We start from the raw sequence: 18,237 nt of genomic DNA, 5'->3' as shown, positions 1-18,237 counted from the left end.
GGCAGGTTACTTCCCGGAGTTCGCTGCGGCTGAAGCGGCCGCAGCGGCAGCCGCTTCAGCCGCAGCGGCTGCTTCCGAGGCCGCAGTATTGGCGGAGTCCACGGCACCCTCAGCTGCAGCGATGGCGTCGTTCATGATCTGCTGATCCACTTCAGTCGTATCGACAACCATTTTGACCGTCTTGGCGTCCGTCTCGGAGCCTGCTGAAGGGTCCGTCGATACGGCTGCTACTTGCTGACCCGGCTCGAGCGTGGTCCAAGGAGTTCCATCAGGTCCCACGATCGAGATGGTCAGCCCAGCCGATGCCAAAGCAGCTTTGGCATCGGCGAATGGCTTCCCTGCGATGTCCGGAACGGTGGTGAGGTTCGTTGCAGGGCTGGAGGCCGCGGTTTCAGAGGGTTTGGCCTGCGTGGCTTCCGACGAACCGCCGGAGCATCCTGCCAGCGCTGCGCCGATCACCAATGCCAGCGCCAATGCTGCGGTCTTCTTCATATGCCATACCCCCAAAATAGTCCGCTGGCCGGCTCATGGTTTGCCAACCCCACGTGGTGCAATACCAGCGGTAACTTTAGCGCTATTTCTCTAGTTGCCCGCAGCAACCAGACGTAAACTGGCCTTCGGTTCACATCGCCTGGCTCGGAGATCCCATGCTGTGGAAGGTACTTGTTCGCTTCCTGCGGCCGCATCAGCGGTTGCTGATCGCCGTCGTCGTCTTCCAACTGGCCCAGTCCATCGCATCCCTGTACCTTCCGACGCTGAACGCAGACATCATCGATAACGGGGTCGCCACCGGGGATACCGACTACATCCTGCGCATGGGCGGGCTGATGCTGTTGATCACCCTCCTGCAGATCGCGTGTGCCGTGGTTGCGGTCTACTTCGGCGCGAAGGCTGCCATGGGGATGGGCCGTGACCTCCGCGACGCGGTTTTCAGCAGGGTGGGGGAGTTCTCCGAGCAGGAGGTCACCAGGTTCGGGGCGCCGTCGCTGATCACGCGGTCCACCAACGACGTCCAACAGGTGCAGCAACTGGTGCTCATGTCCTGCACGCTCATGGTCGCGGCTCCCATGTTGAGCATTGGCGGTGTGATCATGGCTGTGCGGCAGGACGCCCAGTTGTCGTGGCTGATCGCGGTGTGCGTTCCGGTGCTGCTGGTGGCTGTTGGGTTGATTGTGACCCGGATGGTGCCGTTGTTCCGCAAAATGCAGGTCCGGATCGACGCCGTGAACCGTGTCCTCCGCGAGCAGCTCACCGGCATTCGCGTGGTGCGGGCGTTCGTCCGCGAGGACCTGGAGGCCGCCAGATTCGCTAAAGCGAACGACGACGTCACTGACGTAGCGCTCCGGGCCGGACGTTTGATGGCACTCATGTTCCCTGTGGTCATGTTGGTCATGAATGTTTCGTCCGTGGCGGTGATCTGGTTCGGCTCGTTCCGGATCGAGGACGGGTCCATGCAGGTGGGCACCCTGATCGCGTTCCTGAGCTACCTGATGCAGATCCTCATGTCGGTCATGATGGCCACCTTCATGGCTGTGATGATCCCGCGTGCGTCCGTCTCCGCCGACCGGATCGGCGAGGTGCTGGAGACCGACTCAAGTGTCCAACCGCCGTCGAACCCTGTCACCGGCGGCATCCGCCGCGGCGAACTGGAAATGCGCGACGTCGGATTCGCCTACCCGGGGGCGGAGCAGCCGGTGCTGGGCGGGGTCACGTTCACAGCCTTGGCCGGCCAGACAACAGCGATCATCGGCAGCACGGGTGCTGGGAAAACCACGTTGGTGAACCTGATGCCACGTCTCTTCGACGCCACCAGCGGGTCCGTGCGCATGGACGGCGTGGACGTCCGCGAGCTGCACCCGGACCTGCTGTGGGGGCACATCGGCTTGGTACCGCAGAGGCCGTATCTGTTCTCCGGGACGGTCCGCAGCAACCTTCAGTACGGCAAGCCCGATGCCACAGAGGAAGAGCTGTGGCAAGCGCTCTCCGTTGCCCAGGCCCGGGACTTTGTGGAGGACATGGAAGGCGGCCTGGATGCTGCCATCTCGCAGGGCGGCACCAACGTCTCCGGCGGGCAGCGGCAGAGGCTCGCGATCGCCCGCGCCCTGGTAAAACAGCCGGAGCTCTACATCTTTGACGATTCCTTCTCCTCCCTGGACACCGCCACCGATGCCCGGCTCCGGCAGGCGCTCAAACGCCACACCAACGGGGCCACGCTGGTGATCGTCGCCCAGCGGGTCTCCAGCATCGCCGACGCGGACCAGATCCTGGTGCTCGACGACGGCAGGATCGTTGGGTGCGGAACGCACGAGGAACTGTTGGAGACGTCCGACACGTACAAGGAAATCGTGTCCTCCCAGCTCGCGGCGGAGGAGACGGCATGAGCGCTGTATCAGCCGGCCCTCGCGGTCCCCAGAGGCCAGCGATGGGTCCCGGCCGTGGCGGTCCGTTTGCCGGGATGAACATTCCAGCGGAGAAGGCGTCCAACTTCTCTGGCTCAGCCGGGCGTTTGCTGGGGACGCTGAGGCCGGAGCGGCTCTGGCTGATCCTGGTGCTGGTGTTTGCTGTGGTCAGCGTTGCGCTGTCTGTGATCGGGCCAAGGCTGCTGGGCGAAGGCACCAACCTCATCTTCGCCGGCGTCGTCTCCCAGCAGCTGCCCGCAGGCGTTTCCAAAGCCGATGTCATCGCAGGGTTGCGCGCCTCAGGTGATGACAGCAAGGCCGACATGCTGGGCGCCATGACCCTGACGCCCGGCGTCGGAATCGACTTTGGCGCCTTGGCCTCGGTGCTGCTGTGGGCGCTGGCGCTGTATGTCCTGGCCTCAGCGTTCGGGTGGATGCAGGCGTACGTGCTCAACGGCGTCGTCCAACGGACCGTGTACCGCCTCCGCGAGCGGATCGAAGCGAAAATCCACCGGCTGCCCTTGCGCTATTTCGACTCCATCCAGCGCGGCGAGCTGCTGAGCCGCGTGACCAACGACGTGGACAACATCTCGCAAAGCCTCCAGCAATCCATCAGCCAGGTGGTGTCCTCCCTGCTGACGGTGCTGGGTGTGTTGGTGATGATGTTCCTGCTCTCGCCGCTGCTGGCCTTGATTGCCTTGGTGACCATTCCGCTGACCCTCGGCACGACGCTGCTGATCGCCAAGCGGTCCCAAAAACTGTTCGTGGCGCAGTGGAAGAACACCGGCGAACTCAACGGCCAAATCGAGGAAAGCTACACGGGACATGCTCTGGTGAAAGTCTTCGGCCGGCAGAACGAGGTGCAGGAGAAGTTCCGCGCGAAGAACAGCGAGCTGTACCAGGCGAGCTTCGGGGCGCAGTTCGTGAGCGGGCTGATCATGCCGGCCATGACCTTCATCGGGAACCTGGTCTACGTGGGGATTGCCGTGGTGGGAGGACTGCAGGTGGCCTCCGGTTCCATGCAGTTGGGCGACGTCCAAGCCTTCATCCAGTACTCGCGGCAGTTCACCATGCCGTTGGCGCAGCTCGGATCCATGGCGAACATGTTGCAATCCGGTGTTGCCTCGGCTGAACGGGTGTTCGACTTGTTGGATGAGGAGGAAGAGTCAGCCGAACCTGATCCTGTTCAGCAGTCCGGTCCTGCGCGCGGGCGGTTGGTGTTCGAGAACGTATCCTTCCGCTACTCGCCCGACAAGCCGCTGATCACGGACCTCAGTTTGGTTGCTGAGCCTGGGCAGAGCATCGCGATTGTTGGACCTACGGGCGCGGGCAAAACCACCCTGGTGAACCTGATGATGCGGTTCTACGAGCTGGACTCAGGACGGATAACGCTCGACGGCGTGGATGTCGCCTCGATCCCGCGGCACGAGTTGCGCTCGCGGATGGGCATGGTCCTCCAGGATACGTGGCTTTTTGGCGGGACCATCCGCGACAACATTGCCTACGGACGGCCCTTGGCTTCGGAGTCCGAGATCATGGAGGCCGCGCAGGCCACCTACGTGGACCGCTTTGTGCGCTCCCTGCCCGATGGCTACGACACCTTGCTGGACGACGAAGGCGGCAACGTCTCGGCCGGTGAGAAGCAACTGCTGACCATCGCCCGGGCGTTCCTGTCCCAGCCGTCAGTATTGATTCTGGACGAGGCCACCAGCTCCGTGGATACCCGCACCGAGGTTCTGGTCCAGAAAGCCATGAATGCCCTGCGCTCGGACCGGACCAGCTTCGTGATCGCCCACCGGCTCTCCACCATCCGCGATGCCGACCTCATCCTGGTGATGGAAGCCGGGCAGATCGTGGAGCAGGGGACCCACTCGGAGCTGCTGGCTACGGGTGGGGCTTACTCCCGGCTGTACGAGGCGCAGTTCGCGGCTCCGGTGGCTTTTGAGCCCTAGGTGCGGCGGCTTGGTTGTTCGCCAACAGGGACATTGGAGGAAACAACGCTCCTACCCGCGCCGGCGGGCCACAGCGTAGGAAGGTTCGCGGAGCCGCCTCGTCCAGCCGTACGTTCCTGCTGTTGGAAGCGGATTGAGGACCGGATCAAATCGTTCAGCGGTATCTTCGCCCAAGCTGTCGGCAAGCGTGAGCGTCAATGTTCCGAACCTGGTCCACGGGCCTAGCGGGCTGGCGTGATGGAGTTCCAGCGTCCAGGGTCCGTCGCCAAGGAGTGAGCGGAAAGCACCAGGTTCCATGGGTAGCTTGGCGGGCCCATCGATGGTTCGTGCTGCTATGAGAACAGGGCCTGTCTCTGATTTGTAAGGCATCATGCTTGAGAAAACCGCAGCTGCGGCGTCCCGTCGAAGCCGGAGGATGAAACGGCCGATTCCTGTGGGTCCGGTGGTCGCGAGGAGCATGTCCGCCAGTGTGTCCTGCTCTGTGAAGCGCACTGCCAGCCCGATGATGTCAGGGAATCCGTCGGGTAGACCAATTGATCGCGAGAGTCGGGCCTCCACCTCGCTGGTCCCGGCGGTGTCCAACCATGGAATGCCGGAAGACTGACGCGCACCGGTGTCCCTTTCCAAGGTTCCGACCAAGCGGATGCCCTGTGGATGGATCGGCCGGTGTGGTCGCGCTACCTTGATTGCCCGGAACACCGAAGCAAACGCGAACCCTGCAATGGCTTGGACCTTGCTGCTCAATGTATCCACTTGATCACCCTATGCGGGTGCTTCGTCGAATGACAGGCTCCTGCCTTTCATGGGCACGCCAAGCTACGGCAGACGCGAGGGCCGCAGAGCCTTTGCCTCGCCTGCTTTGTTGGGGTCCAACAGCACCGGGCTGACCAAGACAGCCGGCCCTCGATGCAGCAAGCCGCCGGCAATCACCTGGCACCGGACGCCGCCGCGCCCCCGCATCGCTTTGTGGGCCCCTGGGGCGAGCATTTCGTCCATCCAAGCACACGGGTGGGCTGGGCGGCCAGCCTTCAATCGCACCACATCTCCACCGGACTCAACGGTGAACTCATGGCCAAGCAGTGGGGCCAGCTCGACTCCGCGCAGAACAACGTTTCGCCGGGTCAGCAGCGGATCGAAGGGCCCGGCCCCGAGTTCAGCGGCGATCGATTCGAGGGCTTCCACTGCGAACAGCGTCACCGCAGCGTCCATGTGCGCGGCCTTGCCAAAGAACCTGTCGCCAACAATGCCTTTGCCAGTCACCAGTTCCGCTTGGTCGGCGTCAATGGTGGGGACATCGGCGGCGCCCTCCCGGGCGCGGCCAAAGTAGGCGTGGGCCGGCGACACCAAAAGGTGCAGCAGCTCGACGTCGTACCTGTACTGGGTGGTCATCCCCCAACGCTAGTCCCCGGACGGAAGTATTGCCCCTAAAAGTAAAGGGTGCTTTACTTCCCTTATGAGTAAAGTTTCCTTTACATCGAGACGCGCGCCGGTCCATCATTACGTCCTTGCTGTCATCTTCGGCGCCATCCTGACCGTCCTGGTCGGACTGTTGGTGGGGGCATCAAACCCGGGCGAATTCTGGCCCGCGGCCGGGATCGGCGCCCTGTGCGCTGCCTACCCGGCGATGTCGCTCGGCGCCAGGGTCTTCGTTTCACGCCACACCGTCACCCGTGATCACCATGGGGAGCAGAGTGTGGAGCTCCAATGGATGCGCCAAGCCGGTGCCGGTGCGTTCCTCGACGTGCTGGTCGCCACCATCGTTGCAGCCGTGGTGCTGGCGGTTGGCCGGTTTCAGATCGAAGCACTCCCGGTCCTGCTCGGGCTTGTGGCGCTGAGCGCCTTGGATGCCGGCTTACGCTACCTGGCCATTCGGCACCGTGCGCTGAAGTGAAGAACAACATCGCCGAGCGCCGGGCCGGGCGACGATGGACACAGGCCGATCTCGCTGCTGCCCTGGGTGTGTCCAGGCAGACGGTCATTTCCATCGAGCGGGAAAAGTTTGACCCCTCGCTGCCCTTGGCCTTCCTCATTGCCAGGACCTTCGACTGCGCCATCGAGGACATCTTCACCGCCGACTAAAGCGCTGTGGCCCACGCCGCAGCGCTTTGGCCGCCTCCCGGATACTGTGGCACGGTGAACTTTGCTGAGGCTGCCGACGGCGCAGAACTCGCCTGGGCGTCGGAAGGCGAAGGCGAGCCAATGCTGCTGATCGCCGGACAGGCAACCTCCATGGATGGTTGGGGCCCGACGGCGGAGCTTCTGTCCCGCTCTTACCGCGTCATCCGCTTCGACCACCGGGGGATTGGGCGGAGTGGGAAGGGCGACGCTGAGCGGTACACCACGAGGCTGCTTGCCGAAGATGCTGCTGTGGTCCTCAAGGCCGCCAGCGCGGATTTAGCACATGTGTACGGCCACTCGATGGGTGGGCGTATTGGCCAATGGCTGGCCATTGATCATCCGCAAAAAGTCCGTACGCTGATCCTCGCAGCTACGAGTGGTGGCATTTGGCTGGATGCCAGTGCCCAGCCGGAAAAGGCTGTCCTGGAAGCCTTGGTCAGCGGGGACATGTCCCGACTGGAAGAGCTCTTCTTCGACGCTGAATGGGTCCGAGCACATCCCGAAGCGACCCACACATTCTTCAACTCCCGCGCGTCGGCGTGGGCTAAGGCCCGGCACTTCAGGGCCAGCCGCGAGCATGATGCCTGGAGCAATCTCAACGCCATCCAAGCCCCCACCCTGATCCTTCACGGCACCAAGGATGCGCTGACGCCCTTGCCCAATGCACTCCTCCTTCGCGAGCACATTCGCGGCTCGGTGCTGGTGCGTGTACCCGGAGCCGGCCATGGCCTTCATTTGGATCACCCGGAGACCGTTGACTGGATCCGGCAATTCATCGCCCGAAAGAGCAGCTAACGCGCAGGAACCCTCAATACCTCGAGCGCGGCCACCAGGTACGGGACTGGATCCGGGTCTGACCCGGCGGCCCACTGCATCCACGCCTCAAAGGTGGTGGCAAGGTACGCGGCGCTCAAGTACCGTGCTCGGCTATCAACCGGAGCCGTCCGCGCGTCACCGAGAGGTCCGGAATAACGGCGACTCCGGCAGCGGCTGCCTCACGCAACCCGGCCAGCACATCGCCGTCGGACTTTCCCTGCCTGTGGAACGAGCCGAAGGCGAGCGTTGATGCTTCGACCACGGGTTCGGTGCCACCCCAGACCAGGTCCGCCTTGCTGGCGAAGCTCTAGAGGGTTTTCCCGCCAAGGTGCCGGACCAGCGCGTCCACGATAGTCAGTTGCCCTTTGACGAGTTTGGTCCGGGCCTCGGATTCTTCGAACCAGCGGGCGTCGTCGATCTCCGGGAAATCCTTCATGACGCCCGAACCTTTGGGCCACTCCATGGGAAAGGTGTTGCTGATGATCTGCTCCGGCTGGAAGTCATTGGCTTCTGCCGTGAAAGCAGTGATGAGCTTTCCTGAGGGCTGCCGGAAAACTCCCAACAGCTCATAGGTGGCGGCCGGCGGGGGTGAGCCTATTTCCTCTGTGAATTCGCGTTTCGCAGCTGCCAAAGGATCTTCATCCTCAGGGAATTCGCCTTTGGGAATGGACCAGGCGTGGTGATCCTTTCGCGCCCAAAAAGGGCCGCCCATATGGGCGATCCACAGCTGCAATTCGCCGCTGCTCACGGTTCGGTGGAGAAGAATTCCGGCACTGCGGATGGGCATGTGTCTTCCTGAAGGACGTGCTGCGTAACGGGCTGTCTTATGAGGTACGGATCTGTCCAGAGTACTGCGGGGCTTTACCCCCGTTATCCAATTGATGTTGAAACAGTCATATTCAATGCCTAATTCGCTTCCGGCAGCGTCCCTGCTCATTGATAATCGAGGAGTTGCACGTTCCTCGGGGGTGGAACGTGACTGCGGCTTTCGGCAATTGCCGGAGGCGTTTCTGGGCGCATCAGCAGGAGGACACAGCTATGGCATCGTCAATGAGGCTCCTTCCTACCGGGGGAAGAAAAGTAATGGGTTTGGCCGTCGTCATGGCGGTAGGTTTATCACTGTTCACGGGTATCAGCCCCTCACACGCCGCGGACACCACGCCCATGGCTGAGGACCCTGGACCGGTGGGCAGCTTTGCTTGGAAAGGGTTCAACTGGCAGAAGCGTTTTTGGGGTGGGGCGCCCATGTACAACGCAAGCTGGGATGCCAACAACGTCAGCAATCCTGATGCTGACGGGTACGTGAAACTCTCCATCTCCAACCCCACCGGATCCGCTCCGAAGGGCGCGGAATTCCAGTCCACACGCGAAGGCTTCGGCTACGGCACGTACAGCACCACGGTGGAGAAGGACGTCAGCGCGCTGCAGAAGGAAGTGGTGTGGGGCTGCCTCTTCACCTACGATCCCGCAGCGGAACCGGGATACACGGAGATCGACCTCTGCGAGGCATCGGCCTGGGGTGGCGGGGCTGCCTACGGTGAAGACTGGCCTGTCACCCAAGGTCACGGGTACTGGTTCGATGCAACGAAGCCTCCAGGCCAGGGCAACAACACCGTCACCTTCGACGTCACGAATGCTCCTATCCTCACCCATCGAATGGTCTGGGAACCAGGCAAGCTGACCTTTGAGACCTTCGCTGGGGAAGGCTACAGCGGAACGCTGCTGAAAAAGACGATCCTGCAAGGATCCACGGTTCCGCTGCCGGCCAAAGAACAAATCCACTTCAACCTGTGGGTGACCGGGGGCGGAGGCGGCGATGCTGCCCAGGTCGGTCCTGAAACGGTCACTATCCGTGATTTCTCCTTCGTGCCGGGCATTCCGTTGACGGCTCCCACTCCAACGGTGAACGGCACAGTGGCTGTGGGGTCAACGCTGACAGCCAACCCCGGAACCTGGACCACTGGAACTGCCCTGACCTACCAGTGGTACAGGAACGGTGCGGCGATCTCCGGTGCCACCGCTGCCACAAGGACTCTGGCTGCAGCGGACCAGGGAACCACATTGACGGTAAGGGTGACGGGAACCAAAACCGGGCACGCGACCACCACCAAGGAATCAGCGCCCACAGCCACAGTGGTTGCGGGGACTCTGGTGGCACCCACACCAACCATCACCGGGACGCTGAGCGTGGGCTCCACACTGACAGCAAACCCAGGTACCTGGACGTCCGGAACCACGCTGACGTACCAGTGGTACCGCTCGGGTATTGCGATCACCGGTGCCACCGCCAAGACCTACACCCTGGTAGGCGCTGACCAGGCTGACACGATGAGGGTCAGGGTCACCGGCACCAAAGCCGGCTACACAACGGTGGCCAAGTTCTCGGCGGTTTCGGCTCCGGTCACCTGATCTCCGGGCTACACAATCAGGGGCTATTTAAATGACAAACCCGCAGTTGTGTCGCGCTGGGGGGTAAGCGACACAACTGCGGGACTGCCAGGCCTGGTTAGTTCTTCTGCGCCCTGACGGGGACGATCCTCTTGACGGCGAGGCCGAGTGCCAGCATGGCGAAAGCAGCCAGTGCGAACCAGAAGAGATCGCCCGCTCCGGTCATTGCGAGTGCTCCTGAGCCCATTCCGGCTGCGGTGGCTCCTGCGAGGGGGCTGCTGGATTGTTGTACATGAGTCGATTACCAAACTTTCTTTCTGTTGAGTGCTGCATCCAGGTACGCCTTGGCGTGAACGGCCTGGAGGAACATATCTATGACGGTTTCGTACATGGTTGCGGCCAGCAACATGTACCTCCAGCCCCGGAAGCGCAGGGTTACGATGCGCTCCAGGACGAAGATTGCGGTAACTGCTATCCAGAAGGGGTGGAGGTTCAGGCCCGCTCCGGTGGTGAAAGCGAAGATGATGGAGCCGAAGTAGGCCAGTGTCACCATGACGCCGATCATGGACAGGAATTGGCGTCCCCAGTACGGCCTGGTGATTTTGGTCCACCCGTACTGCACGCAGTTCTCAACAGCGCCGCGCTTCCAGCGAAGCCGCTGTGCCCAAAGTTCACGCCAGGTGGGCATGACCTCGGTGACCAGGGTGCAGTTGGAAGGAGATGCGATGCGGTATCCGAGGGTCAGCAGGGCGAAGGAAAGTTCGTTGTCTTCGGTCAGGACCGAGGTGTCGTAGACGCCGCCCTTGCCGTTGCCCGGAGGAAGGGTGCCCTGCAGCCGGGCTGAAACCACGTCACGGAGTGTCTTGACCCGGAAAAGGGCTGCCGTTCCGGTGACCACCAGGCACTTGCCGTGGAGGCGCTTCACGTCGCGGGCATAGCGGGCGTACTCGTTGCGCTGCAGGTGTCCGACGAAACCGCCGCCGGGGCCGCCGCTGAACACTCCGCCCACTGCGCCGAGCAGTTCGTCGGCCAACAGGTTCTTGGTGGCGTTTTCGATGAAATCGAGGGCGAGCTGGGAGTCCGCATCCTGAACCAGGATCAAGTCCTCGGGGTCGGCATCCGGAAGCAGCTCGCTAAGGGCGAAGTTCAGGGCTCCGGCCTTCTTGTCCTTGTTGCCGACGGTGCGCAGGACCTCGACGCCCTGGGCAAGCGCGAGCGACTCGGTGTCGTCGGTGCAGTTGTCCGCCACCACAATGATGCGGTCCGGGCGGTGGGTCTGGTTGTTCAGCGAGGTAAGGGTCTCGGTGATGCCGGCGGATTCGTTGTGTGCCGGCACCAGGACGGTGACCACGCCACCGGCTGCACGGTGGGATCCGCGGGGTGAGGTGGCCGTGGCCAGTGAGCCTGTGTCGGCCGTGTATTCCGTGATTTCCGCGAGCATTATGATCCCTCCGTTCGTGCGTTGAAGCGTTGACTCACTTAGAGTTCCAACGCCAACGCAAGAAATGCGCAGGGAAATCGTCAAGGAAATATCAAGGTTTGCTCAGGACTTGAGGAATGCCGTCACGATGTGGATTCGAGGACCACTTGTACGTTTTGGACGCTTCGGGGACGAGTGTTAAACGCAAGAGGACGACGCCGGCAAGTACCGGCGTCGTCCTCTTGCGTTTGCTGTGAGCTGCTTAGCGGCTCAGGCTCACGGTGAAGGTTTTGGGTCCGCTCAGGGTGACTGCGATTCCGCAGTTTTCTGCAGCTGCCCGGTGTGAGAGGGACTGGACGGCGGCATCGATGGTGTGGTCGATGGCCGACTTGTCCCAGATTTTCAGCGTGATGGAGTCAGTATGTGTCGTCATTGTCAGTACTTTCACTCAGGCCGTTATCAGCCCCAAGCCTCTTCGCCCGGGGCCGCATCCTCGTCGGTGAGGATTGCTGATTCAGCTTGTATGGGAACGAATTCCCTCATTCATGGTTCATGTTGCCCACCATGGTTGACAAGCGAATCCGGCGAAGTGTGACCGATTACACTTTTTTGATTACCCTGTGTAACCGGTGCTGACAGTGAGCTCCCACCAGCGGTCCAACCCGGCAAGTCCAGCGGTCCAGCCCGGCAAGTCCAGCGTGTAAACCACCTTCGGCGTACCTTCCCCACCTACTTTGAAGGTCAGATCCCAGCAAGTAACCCAATGAGGTTGTTTGCACGTTCAGGCGACGCCAAAGCTAGTGGTGAAGAGACGGTTGTGGGTGACGCAGGTTTCCTACCTGCTCAAATATTTCGGACAACTTCGAACAAATAGCACCGAAGTCTCACAGTCATTTCCTGTCAAACCCTTGACCGGGGGGTTGAAGCGCTGGTAAACCTTGTTGGCGGAAAGCGTTTTCTCGCGGACTTCAACCTCTTGCTCACCAGGCGAGGTGGCACTGTCTCCTTGAGTGAAACGTTCCAACACTGGTGTGCAGACCCCCTGTCGCCCAGCATCAAAGGAGATGTTCTTTGAAATACCCCTCAAAGTGTTCCTACCGCTCCGCCCGTGGCCGTGCGTGGAAAGCAGTGCCCCTCGCCGCCTCCGCTTCCCTTGCAGCCGCCGCCATCGCGCTGACGGGTGTCCCGCTCGCGCAAGCAGTCCCGGCCCAGGTCCCGCAGGCAGCGCAAGCCAACCTTCCCGGCGTCGTGCCTGCCGCGAAGGACACAGCATCGCTGAAGCGCCAAGTGGAAAACCTGGACCGTGCACCGGTCGCCGTCCTGACCGACCAAGGCGTCACGGTGAGCTGGCGCATGTTGGGCCTGGACAAGGACAGCATCGGCTTCCAGGTCCTGCGCGACGGCGTCAACATCACCCCGGAGCCGCTGCGCAACGCCACCATGTTCGCGGACGCGGGCGGCACGGCGGAGTCGAGCTACGTCATCAAGACTGTTGGTAACGGACAGGGCCAGGACAAGCTGACTGAAGCCGTGAAGCCGCTGGCCCGGAACTACCTGGCTATCGCGCTGGACAAGCCTGCCGACGGTGTTACGCCGGACGGCAAGGCCTACACCTACTCCGCCAACGACGCCACCGTGGCGGACCTCGACGGCGACGGCAAGTACGAGGTCATCCAGACGTGGTCGCCGTCCAACGCCAAGGACAACTCCCAGTCCGGTTACACGGGCAACGTCTACGTGGACGCCTACAAGCTGGATGGCACCAAGCTGTGGCGGATTGACCTTGGCCGCAACATCAGGGCTGGCGCACACTATACGCAGGTCCTGGCCTACGACTTCGACGGCGACGGCAAGGCTGAGGTTTCCCTCAAGACAGCGGACGGCACCCGCGATGCGGCAGGGACAGTGATCGGGAACGCCGACGCCGAATTCCGCAACGCCGCTGGATATGTCCTGTCCGGTCAGGAATTCCTTACCGTCTTCAAGGGTGAGACCGGCACCATCCTGGACACGGTGACCTACGAGCCCGAGCGCGGTGCTGTGACCGGCTGGGGCGACAACTACGGCAACCGCGTGGATCGTTTCCTGGCAGGCGTGGCCTACCTTGATGGCGAGCACCCCTCCATGATGTTCAGCCGCGGCTACTACACCCGGACGGTCCTGGTCACCTACGACCTCGTCGACGGCAAGCTCGTGAAGCGCTGGACCTTTGATTCCAACCTGGCCGGCGATCAGTACAAGGGGCAGGGTAACCACAACCTGTCCGTCGCCGACGTCGATCAGGATGGCAAGGACGAGTTCATCTTCGGTTCCATGACCATTGATGACAACGGCCAGCCGCTCTACAACACCAAGCTCGGCCACGGCGATGCCATTCACACCAGTGACCTCGACCCGTCCAGGCCAGGGCTGGAAACGTTCGCCGTCCACGAAAGCATGAGCCAGAGCGGCAACCGCGGAGCAACCTTCCGTGATGCCGCCACCGGTGAGGTCCTGTGGAGCATCCCGGCCATCAAAGACACCGGACGTGGGGCGGCAGGCGACATCGATCCCCGCTATGCAGGCGCCGAAGGGTGGGCCATCGGCGGGTCTGCTGCCTGGGATTCACCCGTTGGCCAGCTAATGTCCGCCAAGGGTGAGTTGATTGCGGAAAAGATCCCGGCCGCCAACTTCCTGGCTTGGTGGGATGGTGACCTGCTCCGCGAAATCGTGGACCATGACTACGACGCCACAGTGTCCCGCGGCGTTCCCACGATCTCCAAGTGGAACTGGGAAACGGAAACCAGTGACCGGCTCCTGACCGCCGACGGTGCCCGCAGCAACAACACCACCAAGGGCAACCCGTCCATCCAGGCTGACATCCTTGGCGACTGGCGGGAAGAGATCGCGTGGCCGTCCACTGACAGTACCGAGCTGCGGATCTACACCACCACGGCTCCCACCGAGGTCCGGCTGCGGACCCTGATGCACGACACCGTGTATCGGACAGCAGTTGCCCGCGAAAACGTTGCCTACAACCAGCCGCCGCACCCGAGCTTCTTCATCGGTGAGGGCATGCAGGCTCCGGCGATTCCCGCCGTCGTCTACACCGGCACCAAGTAGCCGCACTGTCAACGAAAAGTGCCGCCCGGGTCGCGTCGACCCGGGCGACACTGATTCTTTTTGCTGTGTGGACACTACCGCTGTCCTGGCAAGCCGCCCATCGGCGGAATGAAGCCCGGTCCACGGTCCTCATCTTCCGTCCGTTCCGCGGCGCTGCGGGTGTCGCTCTCGGCGGTCTCGTCCGAGTCCCCATCAACGTCTGCGAGCCCATTGGTTTGGTCGAACGGGTGGGTGACAGGATCGATGATCGGCGTTGACTCGGTGGCGGCTGTTCCCGATACGGCAGTCGTGCCCGACCCGGCCGCGGGTGCCGCGGTGGTCCCGGCCGCCGTTCCCGACCCGGCCGCAGGTGCCGCGGTGGTCCCGGCAGTCGTTCCCGTCTCCGGGGTCTGCTTTTCGATGTACTCCTTGAACTTCTTCAAGTCTGACTCAGCCTGCCTTTCAACGATATGCAGCTTGTCCCCCAGGAATTCCAGGACGCCGTGCGGTTCGTATTCCAGGGACAGGTGCAGTGACGTCTGGCTGGGTCCAGCTTCTTTGAACTCAACCCAACCGGCGTTTTTGGCACCCTCCACGGCGGCCCAGGCCACGGCCCGGTTCTGGTCCTGTTGAACGATTTTGGCTTCCCAGCGCCGATGAACGCCGGCGATTTCGGCCACCCACTCCAGTCGGTCCTCACTGAGCCGCGTCACGCGTTCTACTCCGCCCATGAAATGCGGAAATTCCTCGAACTGTGTCCACTGCCAGTAAGCCGTACTGATCGGAACGTTGACCATGATTGTCTTGTTTACTTTCGTGGTCATGATGTACGCCTCCTCCTCGGGTCGATATTGATCAGCATGCTTACAGTATCGGGCCTTTTGGAGCGTTAATACAGACCTTGAAGGAGCGGAGTCAGTGGATGATCCGGCCATTCTGGACGAGGTACTCCAGGTGCTCGGAGATGTCGGCCAGCACAGCGATATCTGCCACAGGATCGGCGTCGAGCACCAACAGATCGGCGTCAGCGCCAGGCGCGATCACGCCGATTTCCCCTTCGCGCTCAAGCAGCTCTGCCGCCGTCGTGGTTGCCGAGCGGATGGCGTCAATCGCGGGCTGAACTTTGCCCAACAGCCTGAACTGTTCGTTCTGGTGGCGGTGCATGCCGCCCAAAAGGTCCGAGCCGAAGGCCATTTTTACGCCGGCCTCGTGAGCGCGGGCAATCGCCTCGAGCCCGCTGGTAAGCACAGAGTCCACTTTGCCCCACATTTCTTCGGTAAGTCCGAACTCCTTGCCTTCTTCCTTCAGCGCCCAGTACGTAACGAGTGTGGGGACCAAAAACGCGTCTTTCTCAAGGAAGAGCTTGAGGCTTTCGTCGTCCAGGAGGTTGCCGTGTTCAATCGAACGAACTCCGGCTTCCAATGCCCGGTTGATGGCTCGCGCCGTGTACGCGTGAGCGGCGACGTAGCGGTTGGCGGCTTGGGCTTCTTCTACCGCGGCACGCATTTCTTCCATGGAGTACTGCGTGGAGTCGATCCGATCGGTGGGGGAGGAAACTCCGCCGGATGCCATGATCTTGATGTGGTGGGCGCCCTTGCGGATCTCGTCGCGGGCGGCAGCGCGGACTGCGTCAACGCCGTCGGCCACGCGTCCGATGCCGCAGCATCCGCGGCTATTGGGATCGTGGTCTTCGCCCGGCAACCGCATGTCTCCGTGGCCGCCGGTCTGGCTGAGGGCATGGCCGCAGAAGTGGATCCTGGGCCCCTCCAGCAGCCCTTCTTCCTGGGCCATGGCCAACCCGAAGTCGGCACCGGACAGGTCGCGGACGGTGGTGAAGCCGCGGCGCAGCATGGCGCCCATGATGCGTGCGGTCTGCGCATAGACATACGACGGCGGCGTAAACGTCAGTGAACGGAAGTCCGCACTGGAGGCGACCACGTGGACGTGGGCATCGATCAGGCCGGGGATCACGAACTTGCCGGTGCCATCGATGACACGCGCACCGGACGGTACCTGGGCGTTCGGTTCAACGCTGCTGAACTTCCCGTCAACGCTGACGACGTCGGCAGTTGAGTAGGTGCCGGCCGCAACGTCCAGGACGTTGGCGTTGCGGATGACCAGGGGAGTGCTTTCTGGGGTGGTGCTCATTTAAACGGTGTCCTTCGCAGGGGCTTCGGGGACTTGGGTGGGGTGGGCTTCAAAGGCCTGGACGAGGTGGGCGCGGTTGGAGTTGACCACGTCGACGGCGATTTCCACACTCTGCTGCGTGTACTTGCCTTCGGCGTCCAGGAGCGCAAGGACGCCTACCACGTTGTTCTGCTGGTCGAGGACCGGCACGTTGATCACGGCGCCGCAGCCGAGTTGCTGAATGAGCCCGGAATCGGTGAAGACGCTGCGGAGTGCGGCCAGGTCTGCGGCCAGGAACGGCTTCCTTTCCTCGATGACCGTCCCCAGCCAGCCGGGGGAGATCTGCACTGTCTTCTCGCCGCCCACCGGGTACTCGGCCGGGTGGCTGGTGTAGAGCCGCCTGAGGCTGGAGCGTTGCGGAATCCACTGCAGTGCAGTGAACAGGATGACTCCCGGTTCCTGCTGCAATGCTTCAAGCGTCTGCTTGAAAACTCCGTCAGTGTTCAGAGGGTTCACAGTGTTCACTTGCTTCCTGCCGCGGCCGGGTCATGTTCAGCGCGGGCATTGATGTCTTCCAGGGACTTGCCTGCGGTGGAGGCGCCGAAGATCACCACGCCCAGGACGCCTATGGTCAGCACCACGGTAGTCATGGTGAACACGCCACCGAAGCCGAGGGAAGCGGCGAAGATGCCGATGATGGACGGTGCCAGGATGCTGCCGATGCGACCCACTGCGCTGGCCAGGCCAACACCCGTGGCACGCATCCATGTGGGGAAGAGTTCCGGAGTGTAGGCGTAGACGCCGGCGTAGGTGCCGTTGAGGAAGAAGGACAACGTTGCGGCGGCCAGCAGGATCATGCCGGAATCGTTGGACTGGCTCAGCCAGAAAGCACTGATGGCCGATCCCGCCAAGTAAAGGGCGATGGTGTTCTTGCGGTCAATCCGGTCACACAACCAGGCGGCGGAGAAGTAGCCGGGGATCTGTGCCAGATAGATGAGGATGGAGAACTCGAAGCTCTTGGTAATGGTGATTCCGCGTCCAACCAGCAGGGTGGGAATCCAGGAGAAGAAGCCGTAGTAGGAGAACGTAATCACGAACCAGATCAGCCAGATCACGGCAGTCCGGCGACGCATGGCCTTGGACCACATGAACTTCAGGGCGTTCCAGATGCTGATTTTTTGTTCGTGCTTGGTGATCTCTTCCTCTGCGGGTGGCAGGGCCGGGAGTGGTTTGCCCGTGGCTTTCATTACACTCTGCTCAAATCGGTCCACCACTTCAGTCGCCTCTGCGATGCGGCCTTGGCTGATCAGGAAGCGCGGCGATTCCGGAAGGCTGCGACGCCACCAAAGCAGGAGCAGGATGGGAACAGCGGTGATGACCTGCGCCCACCGCCAGCCGTCCTCGCCCAGCGGAACAACGAAGCGGCCGATCAGTGCTGCAGCCACGAAGCCAAAGGAGAAGAAGCCAGCCAGGGTTCCAATGAACCAGCCGCGGCGCTTCGGAGGGATGAACTCGGACAGGAACGGCGCGATGATCACGCTTTCAGCGCCGGCGCCCAATCCTGCAAAGATCCGTGCAATCAGGAAGATTTCGAAGTTGGGGGCCATGGCTGCAACCACTGACATGACGCAGTAGAAGGCCAGCGCCCAGAGCATGACCTTCTTGCGGCCGAAGCGATCGCCCATCCAGCCGGCCAGGATCGCGCCGAAGAAGAAGCCGAACGGGGCCGCCGAGCCCACCAGTCCGAGGCTGGCGGTGCTGAGGCCCCATAGTTCCTGGATGCGTGGGAGGAGGAAGGCCACCACGGCACCGTCCATGCCGTCGAAGGAATAGCCGAGGCCTCCGATGAGGAGAAGCTTGTAGTGTGGTCGACTGAGAGCCAGACGATCCAGGCGTGCTGTGAGTGACATGGTGATTCCTGCCAAAGTGGGCCAAG

Annotated in this window: 19 protein-coding genes; 7 read left to right on the top strand and 12 right to left on the bottom strand. The window is 62.2% G+C overall.

Features of this window, described 5'->3' with window-relative positions; translation table 11 throughout:
- Positions 1-6 precede the first annotated feature (6 nt).
- Positions 7-492: a PASTA domain-containing protein gene (locus CGK93_RS19355; RefSeq protein ID WP_089596215.1), complete on the bottom strand. Its 486-nt coding sequence runs from the start codon at positions 490-492 to the stop codon at positions 7-9.
- A 155-nt stretch (positions 493-647) separates the two neighbouring features.
- On the opposite strand from CGK93_RS19355, the gene CGK93_RS19350 reads away from it, so the two are divergent.
- Positions 648-2,381, top strand: coding sequence for an ABC transporter ATP-binding protein (locus CGK93_RS19350; RefSeq protein WP_089596214.1), 1,734 nt, complete (start codon positions 648-650; stop codon positions 2,379-2,381).
- Entirely contained in the window at positions 2,378-4,351 is a 1,974-nt protein-coding gene (locus CGK93_RS19345; RefSeq protein WP_089596213.1) for an ABC transporter ATP-binding protein, read from the top strand. Before CGK93_RS19350 ends, CGK93_RS19345 begins: the two co-directional genes overlap by 4 nt.
- A gap of 51 nt (positions 4,352-4,402) precedes the next feature.
- On the opposite strand, the gene CGK93_RS19340 is transcribed toward CGK93_RS19345, so the two are convergent.
- The gene (locus CGK93_RS19340) at positions 4,403-5,104 is read right to left on the bottom strand and encodes a hypothetical protein (protein ID WP_089596212.1); all 702 of its coding nucleotides are present in this window, start codon (positions 5,102-5,104) and stop codon (positions 4,403-4,405) included.
- 63 nt (positions 5,105-5,167) lie between these two features.
- Positions 5,168-5,740 carry an MOSC domain-containing protein gene (locus CGK93_RS19335; protein ID WP_089596211.1) on the bottom strand — a complete coding sequence of 191 codons (573 nt, stop codon included), beginning with the start codon at positions 5,738-5,740 and terminating at the stop codon, positions 5,168-5,170.
- Positions 5,741-5,804: 64 nt separating this feature from the next.
- On the opposite strand from CGK93_RS19335, the gene CGK93_RS19330 reads away from it, so the two are divergent.
- From CGK93_RS19330 to CGK93_RS19320, 3 genes are read left to right on the top strand one after another with little or no spacing between them, the layout of a single operon-like run.
- The gene (locus CGK93_RS19330; protein ID WP_089596210.1) at positions 5,805-6,242 is read left to right on the top strand and encodes a hypothetical protein; all 438 of its coding nucleotides are present in this window, start codon (positions 5,805-5,807) and stop codon (positions 6,240-6,242) included.
- Positions 6,239-6,430: a helix-turn-helix transcriptional regulator gene (locus CGK93_RS19325; protein WP_089596209.1), complete on the top strand. Its 192-nt coding sequence runs from the start codon at positions 6,239-6,241 to the stop codon at positions 6,428-6,430. Before CGK93_RS19330 ends, CGK93_RS19325 begins: the two co-directional genes overlap by 4 nt.
- 54 nt (positions 6,431-6,484) lie before the next feature.
- The gene (locus CGK93_RS19320; RefSeq protein ID WP_089596208.1) at positions 6,485-7,264 is read left to right on the top strand and encodes an alpha/beta fold hydrolase; all 780 of its coding nucleotides are present in this window, start codon (positions 6,485-6,487) and stop codon (positions 7,262-7,264) included.
- A gap of 115 nt (positions 7,265-7,379) precedes the next feature.
- On the opposite strand, the gene CGK93_RS23660 is transcribed toward CGK93_RS19320, so the two are convergent.
- Entirely contained in the window at positions 7,380-7,547 is a 168-nt protein-coding gene (locus tag CGK93_RS23660) for a hypothetical protein (protein ID WP_157731897.1), read from the bottom strand.
- 45 nt (positions 7,548-7,592) lie between these two features.
- Positions 7,593-8,072: an NUDIX domain-containing protein gene (locus CGK93_RS19315; RefSeq protein WP_089596207.1), complete on the bottom strand. Its 480-nt coding sequence runs from the start codon at positions 8,070-8,072 to the stop codon at positions 7,593-7,595.
- Between the two features lie 251 nt (positions 8,073-8,323).
- On the opposite strand from CGK93_RS19315, the gene CGK93_RS19310 reads away from it, so the two are divergent.
- Positions 8,324-9,694: a hypothetical protein gene (locus CGK93_RS19310; RefSeq protein ID WP_232481406.1), complete on the top strand. Its 1,371-nt coding sequence runs from the start codon at positions 8,324-8,326 to the stop codon at positions 9,692-9,694.
- A gap of 97 nt (positions 9,695-9,791) precedes the next feature.
- Here the strand turns inward: CGK93_RS19310 and CGK93_RS24435 are convergent, their stop codons facing one another.
- The 3 genes from CGK93_RS24435 to CGK93_RS19300 form a co-directional block, all read right to left on the bottom strand.
- Positions 9,792-9,920 carry a hypothetical protein gene (locus CGK93_RS24435; RefSeq protein WP_269768457.1) on the bottom strand — a complete coding sequence of 43 codons (129 nt, stop codon included), beginning with the start codon at positions 9,918-9,920 and terminating at the stop codon, positions 9,792-9,794.
- Positions 9,921-9,974: 54 nt separating this feature from the next.
- The gene (locus CGK93_RS19305) at positions 9,975-11,114 is read right to left on the bottom strand and encodes a glycosyltransferase family 2 protein (RefSeq protein ID WP_089596205.1); all 1,140 of its coding nucleotides are present in this window, start codon (positions 11,112-11,114) and stop codon (positions 9,975-9,977) included.
- 241 nt (positions 11,115-11,355) lie between these two features.
- On the bottom strand, positions 11,356-11,526 hold the full coding sequence (locus tag CGK93_RS19300; RefSeq protein WP_198318270.1) for a hypothetical protein: 171 nt from the start codon (positions 11,524-11,526) through the stop codon (positions 11,356-11,358).
- A gap of 638 nt (positions 11,527-12,164) precedes the next feature.
- On the opposite strand from CGK93_RS19300, the gene CGK93_RS19295 reads away from it, so the two are divergent.
- Positions 12,165-14,195, top strand: a complete 2,031-nt coding sequence (locus tag CGK93_RS19295; protein WP_089596203.1) for a rhamnogalacturonan lyase — start codon at positions 12,165-12,167, stop codon at positions 14,193-14,195.
- 74 nt (positions 14,196-14,269) lie between these two features.
- Here CGK93_RS19295 and CGK93_RS19290 read toward each other — a convergent pair whose 3' ends face one another.
- The 4 genes from CGK93_RS19290 to CGK93_RS19275 form a co-directional block, all read right to left on the bottom strand.
- The gene (locus CGK93_RS19290) at positions 14,270-14,998 is read right to left on the bottom strand and encodes an SRPBCC family protein (protein ID WP_089596202.1); all 729 of its coding nucleotides are present in this window, start codon (positions 14,996-14,998) and stop codon (positions 14,270-14,272) included.
- Positions 14,999-15,089: 91 nt separating this feature from the next.
- Complete coding sequence (locus CGK93_RS19285; protein ID WP_089596201.1) at positions 15,090-16,322, bottom strand: metal-dependent hydrolase family protein; 1,233 nt, start codon at positions 16,320-16,322, stop codon at positions 15,090-15,092.
- Complete coding sequence (locus CGK93_RS19280; protein ID WP_232481405.1) at positions 16,323-16,826, bottom strand: GAF domain-containing protein; 504 nt, start codon at positions 16,824-16,826, stop codon at positions 16,323-16,325.
- Positions 16,823-18,211, bottom strand: coding sequence for an MFS transporter (locus tag CGK93_RS19275; protein WP_089596200.1), 1,389 nt, complete (start codon positions 18,209-18,211; stop codon positions 16,823-16,825). The genes CGK93_RS19280 and CGK93_RS19275 overlap by 4 nt, the downstream gene beginning before the upstream one ends.
- Between the last annotated feature and the right edge of the window lie 26 nt (positions 18,212-18,237).

The organism is Arthrobacter sp. YN, assembly GCF_002224285.1.
Classification (GTDB): Bacteria; Actinomycetota; Actinomycetes; order Actinomycetales; family Micrococcaceae; genus Arthrobacter.
The sequence above is the reverse complement of the archived record's forward strand: the minus strand, read 5'-3'. Positions and strand labels throughout refer to the sequence as shown.

Bases quoted from the DNA above. Each gene is read 5' to 3' on its own strand.
- CGK93_RS19355 (WP_089596215.1), bottom strand. From the start codon at position 492: ATGAAGAAGACCGCAGCATTGGCGCTGGCATTGGTGATCGGCGCAGCG.
- CGK93_RS19350 (WP_089596214.1), top strand. From the start codon at position 648: ATGCTGTGGAAGGTACTTGTTCGCTTCCTGCGGCCGCATCAGCGGTTG.
- CGK93_RS19345 (WP_089596213.1), top strand. From the start codon at position 2,378: ATGAGCGCTGTATCAGCCGGCCCTCGCGGTCCCCAGAGGCCAGCGATG.
- CGK93_RS19335 (WP_089596211.1), bottom strand. From the start codon at position 5,740: ATGACCACCCAGTACAGGTACGACGTCGAGCTGCTGCACCTTTTGGTG.
- CGK93_RS19330 (WP_089596210.1), top strand. From the start codon at position 5,805: ATGAGTAAAGTTTCCTTTACATCGAGACGCGCGCCGGTCCATCATTAC.
- CGK93_RS19315 (WP_089596207.1), bottom strand. From the start codon at position 8,072: ATGCCCATCCGCAGTGCCGGAATTCTTCTCCACCGAACCGTGAGCAGC.
- CGK93_RS19310 (WP_232481406.1), top strand. From the start codon at position 8,324: ATGGCATCGTCAATGAGGCTCCTTCCTACCGGGGGAAGAAAAGTAATG.
- CGK93_RS24435 (WP_269768457.1), bottom strand. From the start codon at position 9,920: ATGGGCTCAGGAGCACTCGCAATGACCGGAGCGGGCGATCTCTTCTGG.
- CGK93_RS19305 (WP_089596205.1), bottom strand. From the start codon at position 11,114: ATGCTCGCGGAAATCACGGAATACACGGCCGACACAGGCTCACTGGCC.
- CGK93_RS19300 (WP_198318270.1), bottom strand. From the start codon at position 11,526: ATGACGACACATACTGACTCCATCACGCTGAAAATCTGGGACAAGTCG.
- CGK93_RS19290 (WP_089596202.1), bottom strand. From the start codon at position 14,998: ATGACCACGAAAGTAAACAAGACAATCATGGTCAACGTTCCGATCAGT.
- CGK93_RS19285 (WP_089596201.1), bottom strand. From the start codon at position 16,322: ATGAGCACCACCCCAGAAAGCACTCCCCTGGTCATCCGCAACGCCAAC.
- CGK93_RS19275 (WP_089596200.1), bottom strand. From the start codon at position 18,211: ATGTCACTCACAGCACGCCTGGATCGTCTGGCTCTCAGTCGACCACAC.